This is a genomic window from Thermoleptolyngbya oregonensis NK1-22 (assembly GCF_032705245.1).
Classification (GTDB): domain Bacteria; phylum Cyanobacteriota; class Cyanobacteriia; order Elainellales; family Elainellaceae; genus Thermoleptolyngbya; species Thermoleptolyngbya sichuanensis.
The window spans coordinates 659,122-679,020 of the sequence record NZ_CP053540.1 but is presented as its reverse complement, the minus strand read 5'-3'; the positions used below and the strand labels follow the sequence as shown (position 1 = coordinate 679,020).

The 19,899-nt window shown below is 56.9% G+C and carries 16 protein-coding genes; 12 read left to right on the top strand and 4 right to left on the bottom strand.

From position 1 onward, the window contains the following. Positions 1-315: 315 nt before the first annotated feature. From psaK to HNI00_RS02860, 6 genes are all read left to right on the top strand, one after another. Positions 316-513: a photosystem I reaction center subunit PsaK gene (gene psaK, locus HNI00_RS02885; RefSeq protein ID WP_315874817.1), complete on the top strand. Its 198-nt coding sequence runs from the start codon at positions 316-318 to the stop codon at positions 511-513. A 481-nt stretch (positions 514-994) separates the two neighbouring features. Next, positions 995-2,215, top strand: a complete 1,221-nt coding sequence (locus HNI00_RS02880) for a site-2 protease family protein (protein WP_420156285.1) — start codon at positions 995-997, stop codon at positions 2,213-2,215. Between the two features lie 405 nt (positions 2,216-2,620). Beyond that, positions 2,621-3,190, top strand: a complete 570-nt coding sequence (locus HNI00_RS02875; RefSeq protein WP_316790518.1) for an FHA domain-containing protein — start codon at positions 2,621-2,623, stop codon at positions 3,188-3,190. Positions 3,191-3,200: 10 nt separating this feature from the next. Further along, on the top strand, positions 3,201-4,055 hold the full coding sequence (gene purU, locus HNI00_RS02870; RefSeq protein WP_316790516.1) for a formyltetrahydrofolate deformylase: 855 nt from the start codon (positions 3,201-3,203) through the stop codon (positions 4,053-4,055). A gap of 96 nt (positions 4,056-4,151) precedes the next feature. Then, positions 4,152-5,270: a non-hydrolyzing UDP-N-acetylglucosamine 2-epimerase gene (gene wecB, locus HNI00_RS02865; protein WP_316790513.1), complete on the top strand. Its 1,119-nt coding sequence runs from the start codon at positions 4,152-4,154 to the stop codon at positions 5,268-5,270. 199 nt (positions 5,271-5,469) lie between these two features. Then, positions 5,470-6,573, top strand: coding sequence for a metallophosphoesterase family protein (locus HNI00_RS02860; protein WP_316790512.1), 1,104 nt, complete (start codon positions 5,470-5,472; stop codon positions 6,571-6,573). A 21-nt stretch (positions 6,574-6,594) separates the two neighbouring features. Here the strand turns inward: HNI00_RS02860 and HNI00_RS02855 are convergent, their stop codons facing one another. The 3 genes from HNI00_RS02855 to rpmG all read right to left on the bottom strand — a co-directional run bounded on the left by HNI00_RS02855 (position 6,595) and on the right by rpmG (position 9,229). Beyond that, the gene (locus HNI00_RS02855) at positions 6,595-8,637 is read right to left on the bottom strand and encodes a ribonuclease catalytic domain-containing protein (RefSeq protein WP_316790510.1); all 2,043 of its coding nucleotides are present in this window, start codon (positions 8,635-8,637) and stop codon (positions 6,595-6,597) included. Between the two features lie 139 nt (positions 8,638-8,776). Next, the gene (gene rpsR, locus HNI00_RS02850; RefSeq protein WP_068508773.1) at positions 8,777-8,992 is read right to left on the bottom strand and encodes a 30S ribosomal protein S18; all 216 of its coding nucleotides are present in this window, start codon (positions 8,990-8,992) and stop codon (positions 8,777-8,779) included. A gap of 48 nt (positions 8,993-9,040) precedes the next feature. Beyond that, the gene (gene rpmG, locus HNI00_RS02845; protein WP_172353332.1) at positions 9,041-9,229 is read right to left on the bottom strand and encodes a 50S ribosomal protein L33; all 189 of its coding nucleotides are present in this window, start codon (positions 9,227-9,229) and stop codon (positions 9,041-9,043) included. A 226-nt stretch (positions 9,230-9,455) separates the two neighbouring features. Between rpmG and HNI00_RS02840 the strand changes: the two genes are divergently transcribed. The 6 genes from HNI00_RS02840 (at position 9,456) to HNI00_RS02815 (ending at position 17,105) form a co-directional block, all read left to right on the top strand. Continuing rightward, positions 9,456-10,721, top strand: coding sequence for a molybdopterin molybdotransferase MoeA (locus tag HNI00_RS02840; RefSeq protein WP_316790508.1), 1,266 nt, complete (start codon positions 9,456-9,458; stop codon positions 10,719-10,721). Between the two features lie 662 nt (positions 10,722-11,383). Then, positions 11,384-12,514, top strand: coding sequence for an RNA polymerase sigma factor RpoD (gene rpoD / locus HNI00_RS02835; protein WP_172353334.1), 1,131 nt, complete (start codon positions 11,384-11,386; stop codon positions 12,512-12,514). 496 nt (positions 12,515-13,010) lie between these two features. Continuing rightward, positions 13,011-13,418, top strand: coding sequence for a DUF3110 domain-containing protein (locus tag HNI00_RS02830; RefSeq protein WP_316790505.1), 408 nt, complete (start codon positions 13,011-13,013; stop codon positions 13,416-13,418). A gap of 130 nt (positions 13,419-13,548) precedes the next feature. Next, a complete protein-coding gene (gene murQ / locus HNI00_RS02825; protein ID WP_316790502.1) occupies positions 13,549-14,529 on the top strand; it encodes an N-acetylmuramic acid 6-phosphate etherase in 981 nt (326 codons plus the stop codon). 221 nt (positions 14,530-14,750) lie between these two features. Continuing rightward, the gene (locus HNI00_RS02820) at positions 14,751-16,274 is read left to right on the top strand and encodes a site-2 protease family protein (protein ID WP_316790500.1); all 1,524 of its coding nucleotides are present in this window, start codon (positions 14,751-14,753) and stop codon (positions 16,272-16,274) included. A gap of 3 nt (positions 16,275-16,277) precedes the next feature. Then, positions 16,278-17,105: a PIN domain-containing protein gene (locus HNI00_RS02815; protein WP_316790498.1), complete on the top strand. Its 828-nt coding sequence runs from the start codon at positions 16,278-16,280 to the stop codon at positions 17,103-17,105. A gap of 124 nt (positions 17,106-17,229) precedes the next feature. Here the strand turns inward: HNI00_RS02815 and HNI00_RS02810 are convergent, their stop codons facing one another. After that, positions 17,230-19,506 carry a RelA/SpoT family protein gene (locus HNI00_RS02810; RefSeq protein WP_316790496.1) on the bottom strand — a complete coding sequence of 759 codons (2,277 nt, stop codon included), beginning with the start codon at positions 19,504-19,506 and terminating at the stop codon, positions 17,230-17,232. Positions 19,507-19,899 lie beyond the last annotated feature (393 nt).

Here is a 19,899-nt window from a genome sequence, read left to right as displayed (position 1 = left end):
CGCGCTAGGGAAAACTCAGCAAAAACGGATTCGGCGGGACTCTGCATAGTGTCTCTGCATAGTTTTGTATCGGTATTGCCCAGAACTGTTAACTCTTTCAACAAATTGTGTTTCGTCTAACCTGCCTCTCTAAAATCAGGAATGATTTTGCACTGCGTCTTGAGCGTTGCGTCTTGAGCGTTGCGTCTTGAGCGTCGTGCTTGAGATCGGCGAGTTCAAAAAAGGGGAGATTTTACATTGTTTCACGTTGCGTTTCACACTGCACTCATCGCTACGGCGACAACGGCCCCCTGGTCGATTAACACCGCTATTGTCATGACGGCGGCGAACCTGTTTGCGATCGCCATCGGCTATTACGCTATCCAAAAGCGCGGCGTTGGCCCGGCGCTGCCCGTCGAGCTACCCGCCATGTTTACGGGCTTTGGCTTGCCAGAACTGCTGGCCACCATGAGCTTTGGCCACCTGCTGGGGGCTGGGTTTGTGCTAGGCCTGTCGAATGCTGGGCTGCTCTAGCGCTGGGCCGCTCTAGTGCCCAAAAGTTCTACGGGCAGGAAACAAGGTGGCCCTGTTCAGGGAACATCCGCCGCCAGAGTCCTGCCCGTCCTCGGCCCGTATTTTTAGGACTTGATATTTCAGGACTTGAGATCAGAAGCCATCCTCCAGGCTCATCTGTTTGCCAGGTCAGCCTAGTAGAATGAGAGCAAGCCTGACGGGACTGGCGCAAGTCTTAGCGGTTTGTCGCAGTTGCAGAGAGTTGAACCAGAGAATTGGATTCAGAGAGTTGGATCAGCAAGTTAGATCAACGAGTTGGATCAACACCTGAAAGCTTTGCTGACTTGTCTCAAGCTTGCTTTCAGCCTGAATCTCATCGACTCCTCTCACACAAGTGCTACGGAGTCTTCACTCCCAACCCCTGCTATCAGCGTTAACGGTCTCCCAGGCAATGTCTTATCAGGCGGTGGGTTTTGCCGCCCCAATGCAGCCAGGAGGGCAGATGAGGGCAGGTTGGCGAGTTGGCTCGATTTTTGGCATTCCACTGCTGGTTGACTCCTCATGGTTCCTGATCTTGGGGCTGTTTACCTATTCCAACAGCCTGATGTTGCAGCAAAGCCCAGGCTATCCAGCAGGCGTTGCCTGGATTACGGGACTGGGGCTGGCGCTGGCGCTGTTTGGGTCGGTGCTGCTGCATGAGTTGGGCCATAGCCTGACGGCGCGATCGCAGGGCATTGGGGTCAACTCCATCACGCTGTTTCTCTTTGGCGGCATTGCGTCCATCGACCGGGAATCCAAAACACCAGGGCAGATGTTTCAGGTGGCGATCGCCGGGCCAGCCGTCAGCTTCGCGCTATTTCTGCTGCTGGCTGGGGCAGCCCAGGTGCTTCCCACGGATACCCCCCTGCACCTCATTGCCACACGGCTTTCTGCCATCAACCTGGTACTGGCGCTGTTTAACCTGATTCCGGGTCTGCCGCTGGATGGTGGACAAGTGCTGAAGGCGGCGGTATGGAAGCTGACGGGCAGCCGCATCCAGGGAATGCGCTGGGCCGCCCGATCGGGACAGGCGCTGGGCTGGTTTGGCATTGCGCTGGCGGTCATGGCTTACATCCAGTCTCCCGCAGGCAGCATCAACGCCATCTGGCTGGGGCTAATTGCCTGGTTTATCTTAAGCAATGCCCGCGCCTACAGCCGCGTTTCGGATGTGCAGGAGGCAGTAGGCAAGCTGACGGCGGCGGACGCGATGACCCGCGAGTTTCGTGTGGTCGATGCCGACCTCAGCTTAGAACGCTTCATCAGCGATTATGTGCAGCAGGAGGAAGCCTATCCACCGGCTTTCTATGCTGCGTCGGAGGGGCGCTATCGGGGCCAGGTCTTGGTCGAAGATGTGCAGCAGATCGAGCGCAGCCAGTGGAATCAGACACTTCAAGAGATAGCTCATCCGCTCACAGAAATCCCTAGCGTTGCAGAAGCATCGCCTCTGTCAGAGGCTATCAGCAAACTGGAAACCGAGACTTTGAAGCGGATTACAGTCCTCTCTCCGGCCGGAGCAGTGGCGGGCGTGCTAGATCGGGGCGACATTGTGCGAGCAGTAGCCAAGCAGTTGAATGTGCCTGTGCCCGATGCGCTGATCACTCGCATTAAAGAGGAAGGCGTGTATCCGCCGGGGCTGCCGCTGCCTGCGATCGCCACTTCGCTCAATGAAGACCGAAACGGTTAAAAAAAATCGTAACTAATAGAAACATACGGGTTCACTGTCCCTGATCTAGCAGCATCCCTCAGAAAACCGCAGACTCTCCTGTGGCGTAATAGGTATGGCGATCGCCGCAGGTGTTGCTATATTAGTCTGTTGATACGGGTTGTCTAACGGAAACGTGCGATCGCCAGACTTGTGGCTACAGCGTTTGGCCAGCTTGTCTGTAGGTTGCTTCTACCACTCTGTTATTACGGCACTCTCTTACACAGTTAGGTGCGCGATGTCCTCAAGAGGGCAAGGGTTTCGCAGCGTCTTGTCTAACGCACCAGCTTTAAGAAAGTTGTAGATAATTAACAGGTTTTTTTACGTCTTTGCAGGTTCGTTTTGTTTTCTATTTTTGTTTTCCATTGTTGAGCGAGTCATCGTTGCATGTCAGCATCGCACCCAAGTCACCTGATCATTATCGAAGACAACAAGGGACGACGAGAGTACGCACTAGAGGGCGATCGTTATTCCGTTGGTCGAGACCCAGCCTGCGACATTCGGCTAGTTTCTCCCTTTGTCTCAAGACATCACGCCACGCTGGTTCGCATGACGGATGACCAAGGTGGCTACTACTATCGCATCGTAGATGGTAATGGTAGGAGTAAGCCTAGCGCCAATGGCCTACTCATCAATGGCAAAAAGCTCGCTGCTCACGACCTCGAAAATCAGGACAAGGTGGTGTTTGGACCCCAGGTTCAGGCTATCTACTACATGCTGAAGCGCGAGAATGTGGCAACTGTGCCGCCTGACGAGTTCGACATTACGCTGATCAGCCCCAACATGATCGACGAAGAGGGTGAAGGGGGTGCAGGAGCGGTGGCGTTCCCCGAAGACTTGGAAGACGACGAGCTAGAAGACAACGAAGACGACGAACTAGAAGACGACGAGCTAGAAGACGAACTGGAAACGGATGCGAGGTTTTCTTCAAGCTCCCGTCTGGCGGTCGAAGAGTAGTGCGGGATTCATGACCAGCCCCACTGCTATCCTTCTGGTTTCTTGCCCCGACCAGCCTGGTCTCGTTGCCAAGGTTGCCAACTTTATCTATGCCAATGGCGGCAACATCATCCATGCCGATCAGCACACGGATGCTTCCGCGGGGCTGTTTCTCATGCGGATCGAGTGGCAACTGGATGGCTTCAACCTGCCGCGAGAAGTGATCGGCGTGGCCTGGAAGGCGATCGCCCAACCGCTCAATGCCCAGTGGGAGCTGCATTTTTCCGATGAAACGCCCCGCATTGCCATCTGGGTCAGCAAACAAGATCACTGCCTGTTTGACCTAATCTGGCGACAGCGGGCCGGCGAGTTTGCCGCAGAAATCCCGCTAATCATCAGCAATCATCCAAACCTGGGGGCGATCGCCCAGCAGTTTGGCATCGACTATCACCTCATCCCCATCACCCCCGACACCAAACCCCAGCAAGAAGCCAAGCAGCTTGAGCTACTGCGCCACCACCGCATCGATCTCGTCGTCCTGGCAAAATACATGCAGGTCTTGAGCGCCGACTTCATCGCCCAGTTTCCCCGCGTGATCAACATTCATCACTCCTTCCTGCCGGCCTTTGCCGGAGCCAACCCCTACCAGCGAGCCTACGAACGCGGCGTAAAAATCATCGGCGCAACGGCCCACTACGTCACCCAAGACCTAGACGAAGGCCCCATCATTGAGCAAGACGTGGTGCGCGTCAGCCATCGCGACCAAGTCACAGACCTCATCCGCAAAGGCAAAGACCTGGAACGCATCGTCCTCGCCCGCGCCGTCCGCTATCACCTGCAAAACCGCGTTCTTGTCTACGGCAACCGCACCGTCGTCTTCGCCTAGCCCTTCCTGCTTCATTTCCATTTCTCTGTCTTCAAGTTCTCTGCCTTCAAGTTCTCTGTCTTTCAAGTTCTCTGTCTTCAAATCCCAACCCCGCCAATGCCCCACCGCATCTGCATTATCCTTGGCACTCGCCCCGAAGCCATCAAGCTGGCCCCGGTGATTCAGCGGTTTCGGGCCAACCCCGCCTTTGACACCCAGGTCGTGCTGACCGGGCAGCACCGAGAAATGGTGGATCAGGTGATGCAGTTGTTTCACCTGACGGCCAACCGCGATCTTGCCATCATGCAGCCCCAGCAAAGCCTGACCGATATCACCTGTCTCAGCCTGCGCGGGCTAGAGGCGCTGTTTGCCGAACTCAATCCCCAAATGGTGCTGGTGCAGGGCGACACAACGACGGCCTTCGCGGCGGCTCTAGCGGCGTTTTATCAAAAAATTCCAGTGGGCCATGTCGAAGCAGGACTCCGCACAGACAACTTATTTAACCCCTTCCCGGAGGAAGCAAACCGCCGCCTCATTTCCCAAATTGCCCAGCTTAACTTTGCGCCCACAAAACTCGCCGTGCAGCATCTCCAGCAGTCGGGCGTAACGGGCGAGATTCACCAAACAGGCAACACTGTGATCGACGCGCTGCTGACCGTAGCAGCTCGCCATCCCGACTGTCCAGTTCCCAATCTGAATTGGGATCACTATCGCGTCTTGCTGGCAACGGTGCATCGCCGAGAAAACTGGGGTGCGCCACTCCAAGACATTGCCCAGGGATTTCTGGCAGTGCTGGACAAATTTCCCGACACGGCGCTGCTGCTGCCGCTGCACCGCAACCCAACCGTGCGAGAACCACTGACGGCGCTGCTGGGCGAGCATCCCCGTGTCTATCTGACAGAACCCCTAGACTATGCAGAACTGGTGGGGGCGATCCAGCGGTGCTATTTGCTGCTGACGGATTCCGGCGGTATTCAGGAGGAGGCCCCCAGTTTGGGCAAGCCGGTGCTGGTGCTGCGGGAAACCACCGAGCGCCCCGAAGCCGTGACCGCTGGAACAGCGCGGCTGATTGGCACGCGGCCGGATGATATTCTGGCGGCGGCCGCCAGCCTGCTGGGCAGTGCCGAGGCCTACAGCACCATGGCCAATGCGGTCAATCCCTTTGGGGACGGGCGGGCCGCCGAGCGGATCGAAGCCATCGTGCAGGACTACTTTCGCAGGACGACTGTCGCGTAGAGCGGCCCGTCTAGGAAATGAACCGCTGAATCTGAACCGTTGAAATCTGAACCGTTGAAATCTGAACCGTTGAATTACGTTTCGCGAGCATAGGCGCAAAAATCCCTCGGCGGGAAATTTTCAATCGAAAATCATTCAACGACAGAAGTCCTGCCCGATTAGGATGGAAGGGAGATTGCGCTTTTTTCCCGATTCCTCCATGACCTCTCGCTTTCGCTTTGCTGTCATCAGCGATCCCCATATCGCGCTGCCGCACACCATTTGGGATAATCCCCATCGGTTTCATCTGGTGGAAGTCAGCGTTCCGGCGCTGGAGCAAGTTTTGGCAGCGCTGGCAACAGCCGATTTGGATTTTTTGCTGCTGCCGGGTGATCTAACCCAGCATGGGGAATGGGAAAACCACCAGTGGCTTGTGCAGCGGCTGGGGCAATTGCCCTATCCAGTTTACGTCGTGCCGGGAAACCACGACATCATTGCGCGGGATGCGGAGAAACGGGCGATTGGGCTGTCTGATTTTCCGCAGCTTTATCAGCCGTTTGGGTACACGGGCGATCGCCCCTATTATGCCCACGAAATCTTGCCAGGAGTACGGCTGATTGGGCTGAACTCGATCGCCTTTGATGAAAACGGTGTGCAGTTACCAACGGGCTGGCTGGATGAGGCACAGTTGCGCTGGCTGGCAGAAACGCTAGACACCGTGGGCGATGATCTGGTGCTGGTAATGGTGCATCACAACGTGCTGGAGCATTTGCCGGGCCAAGCTCGCCACGGGATGGGCCAGCGCTATATGCTGCAAAATGCGGCTGATTTGTTGGAGATTTTGGAGCCTGCGGGGGTGCGGCTGATTTTCACAGGGCATCTGCATGTGCAAGACGTGGCGCAGCACCGAGAGTTTTGCGAAATCACCACAGGTTCGCTGGTCAGCTATCCCCATCCCTATCGGGTGCTAGTGGCAACTCAGACCGACCAGGGATTTTGGCAAATTGAGGTAGACACGACTCGCGTCGAAGCTGTATCCGGCTGGGACGACTTGCAGACCTATTCGCGAGACTGGATGGGCGATCGCTCTTTTTCTTTTATGCATCGCCTGCTGACGCTGCCGCCCCTGGCGCTAGCCGATGCCGAAGCCAGGGCGATCGCCCCCCACCTGCGATATTTCTGGGCAGACATTGCTCAAGGCGATGCCTGGTTCGACTTTCACCACCTGCCGCCTGCGGTTCGTCAGTTTCTCCACCGCTTTAGCGCATTGGATGCCAGCGGAAACTATTGCCCAATTGATAACCAAACCCTGCTGCGAATTTGAGCCATTCCTTCCCCTAGGAAATCAAGAGGCGGCCTGGGGAACGGCCTGATCGATTTCCACGAACTGGATCAGGTCGCGGCGCGGATCGACATAGGACACTTTCACATCGAGGCGATCGCCCACTTCCACGGTTCGGCTAAAGCGCATCGCCATCTCCAGTCCCAAATCTTCTAGCAGCACCAGCCCAAAGTTTTCATGCTCCCGCAGCCAGCGCAGCACCAGCGCCGGCCAGACCTCGTTTGCATTGCGCCGCAGGTATTCCAGGCTCCAGTAGCGATTTGTCTGGCGCTCGACCTGCACCATTTCGTAAGTCGTGGAGCCGATGCCTTGCAGCAGTTCCGTCATTTCCTCTGGCGAAAAGGGCAGCGGGTCACCCTGCAAATGCGCCTTGATCTGAAAGTGAGCCAGCAAGTCGGCGTAGCGGCGAATCGGCGATGTCACCTGCACATAGACATCCAGCCCCAGACCCGCGTGGCGGATCGGAGTCACGCCCATTTCACTGCGCTTCATGCAGCGACGAACCGCACAGCCCCGCACTGGCCCCGGTGGCAACAGCATCAATTCCTCTTCGGGCGGGAGTTCGGGCTGTTCCTGCCCCCGAAACGGCAGCGGCAGGCCATGCGCCTCGCCATAGCGCCCAGCCACCTCGCCCGCCAGGATCATCATTTCTGACACCAGAATTCGAGAAGCGGATTCTTCAAACACGTCAATCCGAATTTCGTCGTCTTCGGTCACTTTGATGGACGATTCTGGCATTTGAATGCTGATCGCGCCCTGCTGCATCCGCCAGCGCTGACGCTGACTTGCCGTTTGAAACAAAATCTCTAGCTCCGGTTCCGCCTGGATGCCCAGTTGCAGCATCTCATCTACGTCGTCGTAGGTCAGGCGATAGGTGGGCTTGATGAGCGTCGGGTGCATTTCGTAGGACTGGATTGCGCCATCTGCATCCACCAGCACCCCAAAACTAAAGGCATGACACAACTGCCCCTGCACCAAGCTCATCGGCCCGGTGGCCAGCTCTGGCGGAAACATGGGGGTCATGCCCGTCGGCAAATACAGCGTAATGCAGCGCCGCCGCGCTTCCAAATCGAGCGCATCGCCAGGCGTGAGCCAGCGGCTAGGGTCAGCAATGTGAACCCAGATGCGGTGCTGCCCGTCGGGCAAAAACTCGACGCTCAGACCATCGTCGATTTCCCGCGTGCTTTCGTCGTCAATGGTATAGACCTTGAGGTGAGTCAGGTCTAGGCGATCGCGGCTAGAGTCGGCGGGCGGGTCAATAAGACAGCGTTGGGCCACTTCAAGGACTCGGCTAGGGAACTGGATTGGAATCTGGCTGCGCCGCAGAAACAAATTCTCGTGAGGATGCCAGAGCCGCAGATCCACCAAAAGCTGAAAGGCTTCTTCCGGCGTTTCGGGACGACCCAGCGCCGATAAAACCTCCAGCGCCGGGGTGCGGTGGCTGGCTTCTTCTCCTAGCGTAGCAAACCGCTCCAAGGCTTCTAGCCAGGGGCGATCGCCCGCTGCCCATTCCAGCGATTCGCCCGCCAAAACCTGGCGCAATCTTGCCAAAAAACCTTCCCACTCCTGCTGCCGCTGGAGCGTGACCGAAAGCTGATGCTTGAGTTCCTTTACCTGCGCTGCGGGACGCGGCTCGTAGCGATCGCCCTTCTGCTTGAAATAGAGGCGATCGTCCGACAGCAGACAGTGGGCAGCATACTGCAAGGGCGGGCTGTCATCGGAAAACAGCAGCCGCGCCATTCCCGCCGGGTCAACCGTTTCCCCATCCTCCATCAGCAATTCCCACGCCACTTCCAGGCTATCGGGATCAAGGTAGGGCTGCACCTCTTTCAGAAAGGCGCTAATTTCGGACGGCTTATAGGTTTGATTCGCAACGGTGTACGTGATGTCGCGGGGATGCAGCGTATGAGCCTGGCCTCGTTCATCGATCACCACCCACAGCTTTTTTCCCTCCGGGCGATCGACCACGGCCAAACGACGCGGCCGAGTAGCCCCCGCTCCGCCCTCGCCGCTCGGCCGAAATTCAACTAATGTTCCCTTGTCCATAGCACCGTGGAATCAGGGGATGACGATGTTAAGGTGCGCTCCAGTGTGTACGGGAAAGTACCCTGGGCAGCCCCAATCAGGCCTCAATGACATAGCCTCAATGACATAGATTGAGGGCGATCGCCCAAAGCCGAAACGCCTAGCCTTCCTGGTTCACAAACGGCAGCAGCGCCAGCAGTCGGGCCCGCTTGATGGATTGAGTGAGGTCGCGCTGTTGCTTTGCCGTTAGCCCGGTGATGCGGCGGGGCAAAATTTTGCCGCGCTCGGTGATGAACTTACGCAGCAGTTCTACATCTTTATAGTCGATGGGATCTCCGGGCTTGATGGGAGACACGCGACGGCGGTAGTAGGTCATAGGAATTGGGATTCGGAGTTGTAGATATCTAGATAGAAGAGAGGGAGACTACTTGATCTCTTTGTGAACCGTGTGCTTGTTGCAATGCGGACAAAACTTATTCAGCTCGATCCGATTGGTGGTGTTCCGACGGTTTTTGGTGGTGGTGTAGCGTGACACTCCGGGCGATCGCTTGTCCGGATTGGTGCGGCACTCAGTACACTCCAGCGTAATAATGACACGAACGCCCTTAGCCATAGCGAGTCCAGTCCTGCTGAGTCAGTAATTAAACACAAACCCTTATTTTTTCATATCAAGGGCAAGATCGACAACTCTTTAGCGAGAGTCAGACAAGAATTTTTTAGAGCCGAACCCAGAATTTGCCGAACCTGACCTGTCCTCAGCGTGCTGGTGAATGGTGTAGCTTAAGCATCACCGGGTTTACCAAACCTGGAACCCTAAACCTGCCTCTCCCTCAACCTTCATGCTGCCTGTCCTCGAAGCCGAAACGCGAATTCTCAGCCTGACGCACCCTCTAAATCCTGAGAGTGACCTAGAGTGGGTGCCGCTATCGGCCGCAGCAGGGCGTATTCTGGCGCAGCCCGTCAGCAGCCAGCTTGATTTTCCCCATTGGGACAATTCGGCAATGGACGGCTATGCCGTGCGGCAGGCGGATGTGGCCACCAGTTGCCCTGATGCACCAACTGCCCTGACGGTGGTGGAGGAGATCCCAGCAGGATATCAGCCACAGCAGACTATCCAGCCAGGGCAGGCGGCCCGAATTTTGACCGGGGCTATGATGCCGCCGGGAGCCGATGCGGTGGTGATGCAGGAAGAAACGCGGCGAGAGGGCGATCGCGTGTATATTCTCTCTGCACCCACGCCGCAGCAGTTTGTTCGCCGTCGGGGCGAGTTTTATCGGGCGGGCGATCGCCTCTTGCCCGCGGGAGTTCGGCTGGGGGCAGCAGAAATCGCCGTGCTGGCGGCGGCCCAGTGTGTAACGATTCCGGTCTATCGACGGCTACGGGTGGCCATTTTGTCTACGGGTGATGAACTAGTGTCGCCCGACCAGCCACTCCGTCCGGGGCAAATTGTCGATTCCAACCAGTATGCGCTGGCGGCGCTGGTGGCCGAAGCCGGAGCCGAACCGCTGATGCTGGGGATCGTGCCCGACCAGCCAGACGCTTTGCAAACGGCGATCGCCCAGGCGGTGTCCACGGCCGATGTGGTGCTGTCTTCCGGCGGCGTGTCGGTGGGCGACTATGACTATGTGGATCGCCTGCTGGAAGCTCTCGGAGCCACGATCCACATCCGGGCGATCGCCATCAAACCCGGCAAGCCCCTCACCTTTGCAACGTTTAAGGCTTCCCAATCCCACCCCCCGACGGCCTACTTTGGCTTGCCAGGAAATCCGGTGTCTGCGCTGGTCACTTTTTGGCGGTTTGTGCTGCCTGCACTGCGGAAACAGGCAGGACTGTCGGCGGGTTGGGGGCCGGCGTGGATCTGGGGGCGATCGCCTCACGACTTGGAGGCAGATGGTAAGCGCGAAACCTATCTCTGGGGGACGCTGCGTGTGACAGAAGAGGGGCATGAGTTTTCCCAATCACCCGGCAGCTTTAGTTCTGGAAATCTCATCAATCTGGCCCAGACCAACGCCCTGGCACAGGTGCCCGTGGGACAAACCCGGATTCTCGCAGGCACTCCAATTCGGCTGATGCAGACGGGTGGAGGGGCGATCGCCTTTCCCTGAGCCACGTCAGCAGATCCAGACTTTGGCGGAGCAGAAAGTATTTCTAAAAGGGAAACAGAATCCCCCTAATCTGTTTTCAGCCGTGCTTTCCGTCATCCGGAGTGCCAGATCCCAATTCCGCACATTGGCGGAGCAGGTTACGCTTTTTACCCGGCCGGTTCAAACGGTAAAGCTCGTTACGCTGGAGTCACCCCTGAGGAAAATTCAAAACATACCTGGCACATTCCGCCATCTATGGCTAGAGTATTGATCTGATTCGGAATATCCAAATTTCTGAATCAGACTTTAGCAACACCCTTGGGTGGGGCTTATCAGGTTTCTATGACCAAAGTGGGGTTGAGGCGTGCAAGTTTTGTGAGAAAGGCTACAATCAGGGAGTCTTGCAGTTAAAGTCTTGCAACTTGAGTCTTGCAACTTAAGATTCCTGAGTTTGTTGCTAAGCCTCAACTAAGGCAAATTGGAAATGGGCAGGTTTGGGAAAGGCGCGTGCCGTAGGGCAGCAGAATCTGGAATTCATTGGCCTTCTCCCTCGGTTTCCTCCATTGCTTAGGTCTAGATGGATTGCTAGTTTGTCTAGAAACCGTCACTATTTCATTTCATTCATTACCTTCTGGCTTGACCAGTTTTTTGACCTTTGACATAAGGAGCATGAGGAGCGCGGCATGACCCAGGCGAATGACGTACTCGAAACTGTTGACCCAACCGAGACTGATTTTGAATTCGTCGATGAGGGTGACGACGGGCGTGAGGATGTCTTTGATATCCAGCCGGAAGATGAAGCTGAGGAAGACGACGAGAAGCCAGCAAAAGGTCGCTCTCGCCGCCGAACTCAAGTCAAGAAGAAGCACTACACCGAAGACTCCATTCGTCTCTATCTTCAAGAAATTGGCCGCATTCGCCTGCTGCGGGCTGATGAGGAGATTGAGCTAGCTCGGAAGATTGCAGATTTGCTGGAGCTAGAGCGCGTTCGGGAGCGGCTGGTGCAAGACCTGGCCCGCGAACCCAAGCACGCCGAGTGGGCAAGTGCTGTTGAGATGGAGTTGCCTGCATTCCGTCATCGTCTTCACGTCGGACGACGTGCTAAGGACAAGATGGTGCAGTCGAACCTGCGACTGGTGGTGTCCATCGCCAAGAAGTATATGAACCGGGGCTTGTCCTTCCAGGACTTGATTCAGGAAGGCAGTTTGGGTCTGATTCGGGCGGCTGAAAAGTTTGACCACGAAAAGGGCTACAAGTTCTCGACCTACGCTACCTGGTGGATTCGTCAGGCCATTACGCGGGCGATCGCCGATCAGTCTCGCACCATCCGCCTTCCGGTTCACCTCTACGAAACGATTTCTCGCATCAAGAAGACGACCAAGCTGCTGTCTCAGGAAATGGGACGCAAGCCAACCGAAGAAGAAATCGCTACTCGTATGGAAATGACCATCGAGAAGCTGCGGTTCATTGCTAAGTCTGCTCAACTGCCGATTTCGCTGGAAACGCCGATTGGTAAAGAGGAAGATTCTCGCTTGGGTGACTTTATCGAATCGGACGGCGAAACGCCTGAAGATCAGGTCTCCAAGAGCCTGCTGCGGGAGGATCTGGAAGGCGTGCTAAGTACCCTCAGCCCGCGTGAGCGTGACGTGCTGCGTCTGCGCTACGGCTTGGATGACGGTCGCATGAAGACGCTGGAAGAGATCGGGCAGATCTTCAACGTAACCCGTGAGCGGATTCGTCAGATAGAGGCAAAGGCCCTCCGCAAGCTGCGTCACCCCAACCGCAACAGCGTGCTGAAGGAATATATTCGCTAGGCAGTGTCTTAAAGCTTTCTAGGTCGTTGATTGCCTTGAGTCGATCCCCCTAAATCCCCGCGCTTACGCGCCGCTTCGCTAGAAATAAGGGGGACTTCCAGAGTAGTTCGGCTCGGTTCCTCCCTTATTAAGGGAGATGGGAAGTCGGCCCCCCTAGATCCCCCTTAAAAATGGGGACTTCCGGGGTAGCTCTGCTCCGTTCCCCCCTTTTTAATGGGGCTAGGGGGGATCGAAGGGCTTTAAAACGCGCCCTAAGATCATTTGCGCCTTGTCAGTGAGTCAAAGCGCTAAAGAACTGATATGAAAGGGCTGACATTATTGTGTCGGCTCTTTTTTTGCTTTTTTGTCGTTCGGCAAACAGAGTCTAGGGTCGGGAAAGCTGGGTAAATGAGTGCTGGACTGACCATCCGAGCATAGGATAGATTCAGGATTTACGCGCTGCGTCGATTCTGAACCCATCGTTTGTTTTTTCAGATCTCTGTTTTTTCAGATCTCCATGCAAGTTTACGTTTTGCTATTCAACGCCGGAACGGAGAATGAGGGCATCCACACGCTCAAAATCCAGGAGGGCGATCGCAACGTGGTGCTGATGTTTGAGTCGGAAGACGACGCGACGCGCTACGGGCTGATGTTAGAAGCGCAGGATTTCCTCAGTCCAGCGGTGGAATGCTTTGAGTCGGAAGAAATCGAGGAATTCTGCGAAGGGGCGCATTACGAATGTGTGCTAGTTCCCGAAGGGACGCTGGCGCTGCCGCCAGAGACGAATGTGGAAGAACTGGACTGGAATCCGGAAGACGATGGGCGATCGCCCCATCCCAAGTCCCCCGATTCCGACACGCCGTTAAGCAACCTCTCCGATGCTGAGCTAGAGCGGATTCGACGGCAGCTTGAGGGCCTGCTATAGCAGGGGACATTGAGCGGCCCGAGATAAGCGGTTTACGAGCTTCGGTTAATTCGCCTCCGTCGGTGAGGCTTGGCCAATTCGCCTCGGGGATCGCCTGTTATTTGCGGAACGTTTGTTTGAGTTTGCTGATATGACCGATTCCCCACCCCCCCAAAGTATTCCATCTGGCGATAGTATTCCGTCTGGCGATTCACAAAGCGATCCCTATGGAAATCGCGGCCACCTGCTGACCGAGCAGGCCAACCCCGCCAGCCACTCCCTCGATCAGCTCAGCTCGGGCGAGATCGTAGACCTGTTTAACCAAGAAGATGCGCGGGCGATCGCCGCTGTAGCTGGGGCACGAGAAGCGCTAGCAGCAGCAATTGACTGTGCGGCGGCGCGGCTGCGACAGGGCGGGCGGCTGTTTTATGTGGGCGCGGGCACGAGTGGACGACTGGGCGTGCTGGATGCGGCGGAGTGTCCGCCCACGTTTTGCACCCCGCCGGAATTAGTCCAGGGCATCATCGCAGGGGGAGCAGGGGCGCTGGTTCGTAGTTCCGAAGACCTGGAAGATCGGGCGGAAGATGGCGCAGCGGCGATCGCCCATCACCAGATTCACGCTCAGGATGTGGTCGTGGGCATTACCGCAGGCGGCACCACGCCCTACGTCCACGGCGCACTTCGGGCAGCCCGACAGCGGGGCGCGGCCACGGTATTTTTGGCCTGCGTCCCTGCGGAACAGGTCAGCGCAGAAGTGGATATCGACATTCGCCTGATCACCGGGCCCGAAATTCTGGCTGGCTCAACCCGGCTGAAGGCAGGCACGGCCACCAAACTGGCGCTGAATATCCTCTCGACGGGCGTAATGGTGAAGCTGGGCAAGGTCTACGGCAACCGCATGGTGGACGTGGCGGTGACCAACAAAAAGCTGCACGACCGGGCCCTGCGGATTCTTACTGATCTCACGGGGCTGAGCCGTCCCGACGCGGCGCTGCTGCTGGAGAACAGCGGTCGTCGCGTGAAGTTGGCGCTGCTGATGCACTGGGCGGGCGTAGATGCTGAAACGGGCGATCGCCTGCTGATGGAGCATGGCGGGAATTTGCGGATGGCGGTGGCGAGTGTAGCGGAGTGAAAGCGGGTTGCGGGTCAGGAGGATGCCGCATGTTCTGAGCGGGTGAGAAACGCGCCGCCGTGAAGAGAGCCGCCGTGAAGAGACAGGGGTTTCTTGCCAGTCCGCGTCGCTCACTCGCTTCAAAAACGCTGTAGGGTGATTAAATAAGCAAAATCGCCTAGCAAAATTGCTTAGTAAAATCGCTAGTTGAGCGTTCTATCCCTCATTCCTAAAATCTGAAAATGCCTCTCACTGCGCTTATTCTGACGGCGGCGATCGCCATCCTCGGCTGGGGCTTTTATCGCGCTCGTCCGATGGGACAGGTCGGCATTCTGGCCTGGCTGCAATCTCTGGTGCTGATGCTGCCCTGGCTGCTGTTTTTTGGGCTATTCACTGTCGGCGTGTATCTCAATCTGGCGGCGGTGCTGCTGCTGATCGTGGCTTCTACGGGACTTTACATTTTCCTGGGACGACGGCTGCGAACTCTGGCAGCAGAGCAAAAGCGGGCGCAGGGCGAGGCAAATGCCGCCGCAGAAGCGCGATCGCCCCACCTCTCCTCATCTCCCGCAGAATCCTCCCGCACTGACGAAGATGCCCAGGCCACAACCGCTGAACCCCAAGCGTCCCCTTCCGCAACGGACACTGCCGAACCCGCCAAACTCCCCCCAGAAGACCTGGCCGCCATCCGCGAGATTTTCGGCATCGACACGTTTTTTGCGACGGAAACCGTGCCCTATCTAGACGGCGCAATTTTTAAGGGAAACCTCCGGGGTGAGGTCGCAGAGAGCCATGCAAAGCTGTCGGAACGACTGAAGGCGCGAGTGGGCGATCGCTATCGGCTGTTTTTGCTGAGCGGGCCCGATGATCGCCCCACAGTGGTAGTTCTCCCGGCTACGGCCGATCCTAGCCCCACAACCCCGCTCCAGTTTGGGCTGGCGGGTGTGCTGGCGATCGCCACGGTTCTCACCTGTTTAGAAACCGCTGGACTACTGCAAAGCTTTGACCTATTTGCAGACTGGTCAAAGTTTGGGCAAGCCCTTCCTATCGCGCTGGGGCTACTGCTCATCCTTGGGGTTCACGAACTCGGTCATCGTGTCGTAGCCCGTCGGTTGGGAATCCACCTCGGCCCGCCGTTCTTCATTCCCGCGCTCCAACTCGGCTCCTTTGGCAGCATCACCCGATTTGCCTCGCTGCTGCCCAATCGCAAAGCCCTATTCGATATTGCTGTGGCTGGCCCGCTGGCAGGCGGTCTGCTCTCGTTTACAATCCTGATTCTTGGTCTATCATTATCCCATCAGGGTAGCGTCTTTCAAATTCCATCCGAGTTCTTCCAGGGTTCCATCCTGGTGGGCACGCTGGCACGAGTCGTTCTGGGCACAACCCTTCAGCAATCTCTGGTAGATGTACATCCGCTAGTGATCGTTGGATGGATCGGGCTAGTGATTACGGCAATTAATTTGATGCCTGCTGGGCAACTGGATGGCGGTCGCATTGTGCAGTCGATCTACGGGCGCAAAACGGCTGGACGCGCTACGGTAGCGACCTTGGTGTTGCTGGGCTTAGTGTCTCTCACAAACCCCCTGGCGCTATATTGGGCCGTGCTGATTTTGTTTTTGCAACGCGAGCTAGAGCGCCCTGCCCTCGAAGATCTATCGGAACCGGATGATGCGCGGGCGGCATTGGGTTTGCTGGTTTTGTTTTTAATGGCAGCAACATTGCTGCCCCTTACGCCAGGATTGGCAGGTCGTCTGGGCATTGGAGGCTAACGCATGTCATTGACCCCCCCAGTTTTGCTGGTTCTCGATATCAGTGCGCTGGCCAGCAGCACTCCCAAGGAGTGGATTGAGTTTTCGCGTATTGGCTCTACGTATATTCCTCAGGCCGTCTATGAGGAAATGAAGCTGCTGTTCGATCGCTCTCCTGATCCTGATCTGGAGGAACTTTGCAAATCTTTCAATCATTTTTATCCCCATAGCGGCTGGACGATTACTGAAGCCCACGCACACCATCCGTCGCTGGCAGCGGCCGGACAGGCGCTAACTCGACGGGCCCGCATTACGCTGGCCTCTGCCCGCTGCGCCTATGCTTTGGCGCTGTCTTCGCCGGGGCATTTGGCGGTGCTGGTCACGAATGATCAATCATCGCTTCAGCGGATCTATCAGTTGCCTTCGACCAATTTATGCGCGATCCGCACATCGGAGTTGCTGCAATGGTGTCGGGCGGGGCAACGTCCGGTGATGGTCAGCCAGAAGATGCAGCAGCTTCGGGCAACCAGTGGGGTCGCGGCCGCAGTGACCACCAACAGTGGCTCTGTGCGAACCAGCCCGACCCGAGTTCACCCTGGCACTTTGAGTACCCCGCCGCGATCGCCCTCCATGACCGCCCGCCGCTACGCCCAGCCGCCGTCCCGCCCCTCTCGCAGCAGAGTCCGAGCCGACAACAGCCTGCCCGACTGGATTACGCAATTGCTCTCACTAGTCCTTTCCTTTGGCGGGCTTGCTCTGGCCGCCTGGATTATGTGGAGCGTCATCCACAATACCGAATGGCTGGCTCCGCTGCGGCAGCCGCTCGACCCGACGCAGCCCGCGCCCCAGTGAGTTGCTTAAGCTTGCAGAATCCGCAAAACCTGCCCGATTTTAGAGCATCGTACCCCTGTCTGACCTCCCAGTCTGCCCTTTCAGCCTGCTCTTTTCAGCCTGCTTCTGGAGCCTTAGGCGAAAATCAGCCCGTCTCGGCATCGTTGACGCGGCGAAGCTGCACAACGTCGCTCATTTTGCGGATCTGGGTAAACGTGCGCTCTAGCTGATTGTGGTCGCGAATGTCGATACCAAGGTTGATCACCGCCGTCTGGCCGGGGAAGGTTTTCACCTGAGCATTGCGGACGTTGATGTTGTAGTCGCTGAGGCGCGAGAGGATATCCTTTAGCACGCCTACCCGGTCGATGACCTCTAGCTGAATTTGCACCGGATAGGTCTGGGCGCGGCTGCTGGTGGTTTCGGCTGCGTTCCAACTGACAGGAATGAGGCGATCGCCCGGTACGCTGTCTGTATTCGTGCAGCCCTGACGGTGAATCGAGATACCCCGGCTGCCCTGCGTCACCACCCCAATAATCGGCTCCCCTGGAATCGGCGTACAGCAGCCCGCCAGATGATACAACAGCCCTTCCACTCCTTGAATCGGAGAGTCATGCGTTTTGGGTGTGGGGCGCGGGGGCTGCGGCGGCGGATTGAGCAGCAGCGCCTCTTCCTGCGCCGTCGTAGCCACCGGAGCCACAGGTTGGAGCGCCTTAGTAGCATCCCGCAGCCGATTCAGCACATGATTAATCGTTACCTCGCCATAGCCCACGGCCGCCAGCAGGTCTTCCGGCGTTTGATAGTTGCAGCGCACGGCTGTCACCTGCATCTGCTCCGACTTCAGCAGCGCCTCAAACCCCTTTTTGCCCAGTTCCCGCTCCAGCATGTCGCGCCCGCGCTGCACGTTCTCCTCCCGATTCGACCGCTTATACCACTGGCGAATCTTGTTGCGGGCCCCCGGCGTTACTACAAAATTCAGCCAGTCCAGCGACGGATGGGCATTTTTCTGGGTAATGATTTCCACAATGTCGCCATTCCGCAGCACCGTATCCAGCGGCACCATGCGACCGTTGATCTTCGACCCGGCGCAGCGATTGCCCACTTCGGTATGAATCCGATAGGCAAAGTCTACCGGCGTAGATCGCTGCGCCAGAGGAATCACGTCGCCCTGCGGCGTAAACACATACACATCATCGTCAAACAGGTTGGTGCGGACGCTTTCCAGGTATTCCTGCGCGTCCTTGAGGTCGTTTTGCCAATCCAGCAGTTGCCGCAGCCAGGTCAGCTTTTCGTCGTCAGGGCTAAAGCGCGTCGCCGTAGACTTGCCCGTTTCCTTATACTTCCAGTGGGCAGCAATCCCGTATTCCGCAATGTGGTGCATTTCTACGGTGCGAATTTGAACCTCGACGGGGCGGCCGCCATGACCGATTACCACAGTGTGCAGCGACTGGTAGCGGTTGGGCTTGGGCAGGCCGATGTAGTCTTTGAAGCGACCAGGGATCGGACGAAACAGGTTGTGAACCACGGCCAGGCTGCGATAGCACTCGTCAATCGTGTTAACGATAATGCGAACCGCCGTGATATCGAAAATTTCGTGGAATTCCTTCTGCTGCCGCTGCATCTTTTGGTAGATGCCGTAGAGATGCTTGGGGCGACCCTTGAGTTCGACGCAGTGAATGCCCGACCGCGTTAGCTCTTGGCGCACGTCCTCTACCGTTGTTTCCAAATAAGACTCGCGATCGCCCCGTTTTTCGCTCACCAGCGCCTGCATGTCGCGATAGGCTTCCGGCTCCAGATACTTGAAGGCGAGATCTTCTAACTCCCACTTAAAGCGCCCGATCCCCAGGCGATTTGCCAGCGGCGCAAAGATTTCGCGGGTTTCCAATGCAATCTGGCGGCGTTTGGCATCGGGCAAATGCTCCAGGGTTCGCATGTTGTGGAGGCGATCGGCCAGCTTCACCACGATCACCCGGATATCCTGCGCCATCGCCATGAACATGCGGCGAAAGTTTTCGGCCTGGCGCTCGGTTTTACTCTCAAAGTTAAATTTCGACAGTTTGGTTACGCCCTCCACCAGGCGGCTCACTTCGCTGCCAAAGCGCTCCTCCAGTTCTTCAACCGTAACCTCTGTGTCTTCGACCACATCGTGTAGGAACCCGGCAGCGATGACAGCGCTACTGCCTCCCAGATCGCGCAACAGCCCCGCAACAGCGATGGGATGGGCAATGTAGGGTTCGCCAGAGGCCCGCTTCTGTCCCTCATGAAGCTGGTAGGCAAAATTGAACGCATCGCAGACGACCGACGCATCCGAGCGGGGATTGTCGGAACAGTCGCCTGTGACCGGGCAGGCATGAGAAATCAGGCATTCTCGGAGCCAGTCGGGCAGTTCAACGTCGGTGGGTAGCGTGAGGGTTGTGGCGTTCATGAGGCAACTCCTGACAGGAGAAAGGGAGTGGGGATACGATTCAATCGCCCTGGCTAGGGGAAAGTGCTGGAGGCTAGGAGCCTGAAAACTCCCTGTGCGATGCGGTGGATTTTAGCTATTAAACTGTTCGAGGGGAACTTTTGGGAAGAGATCTGGCAATTGAAACCGTAAACGGGTCGTCTCTCGGTTGAACTTTCTGCTGAGCGCTTGAGATGAATTGCTAGAGAAGTTGTTAGAAGTCGTTAGAAGTTATTCAGTCCTGAGTTCCTAAGCCAGCCCCCTAAGTTGCACAAATGCTTCACCAGCTAAGGTGTTCGCGAGGCGGTACTTACTTATTAGTTACGTTTATTAACGAGATAGACCGGACTAATAAAAGCGTTTCGGTGGAGATCA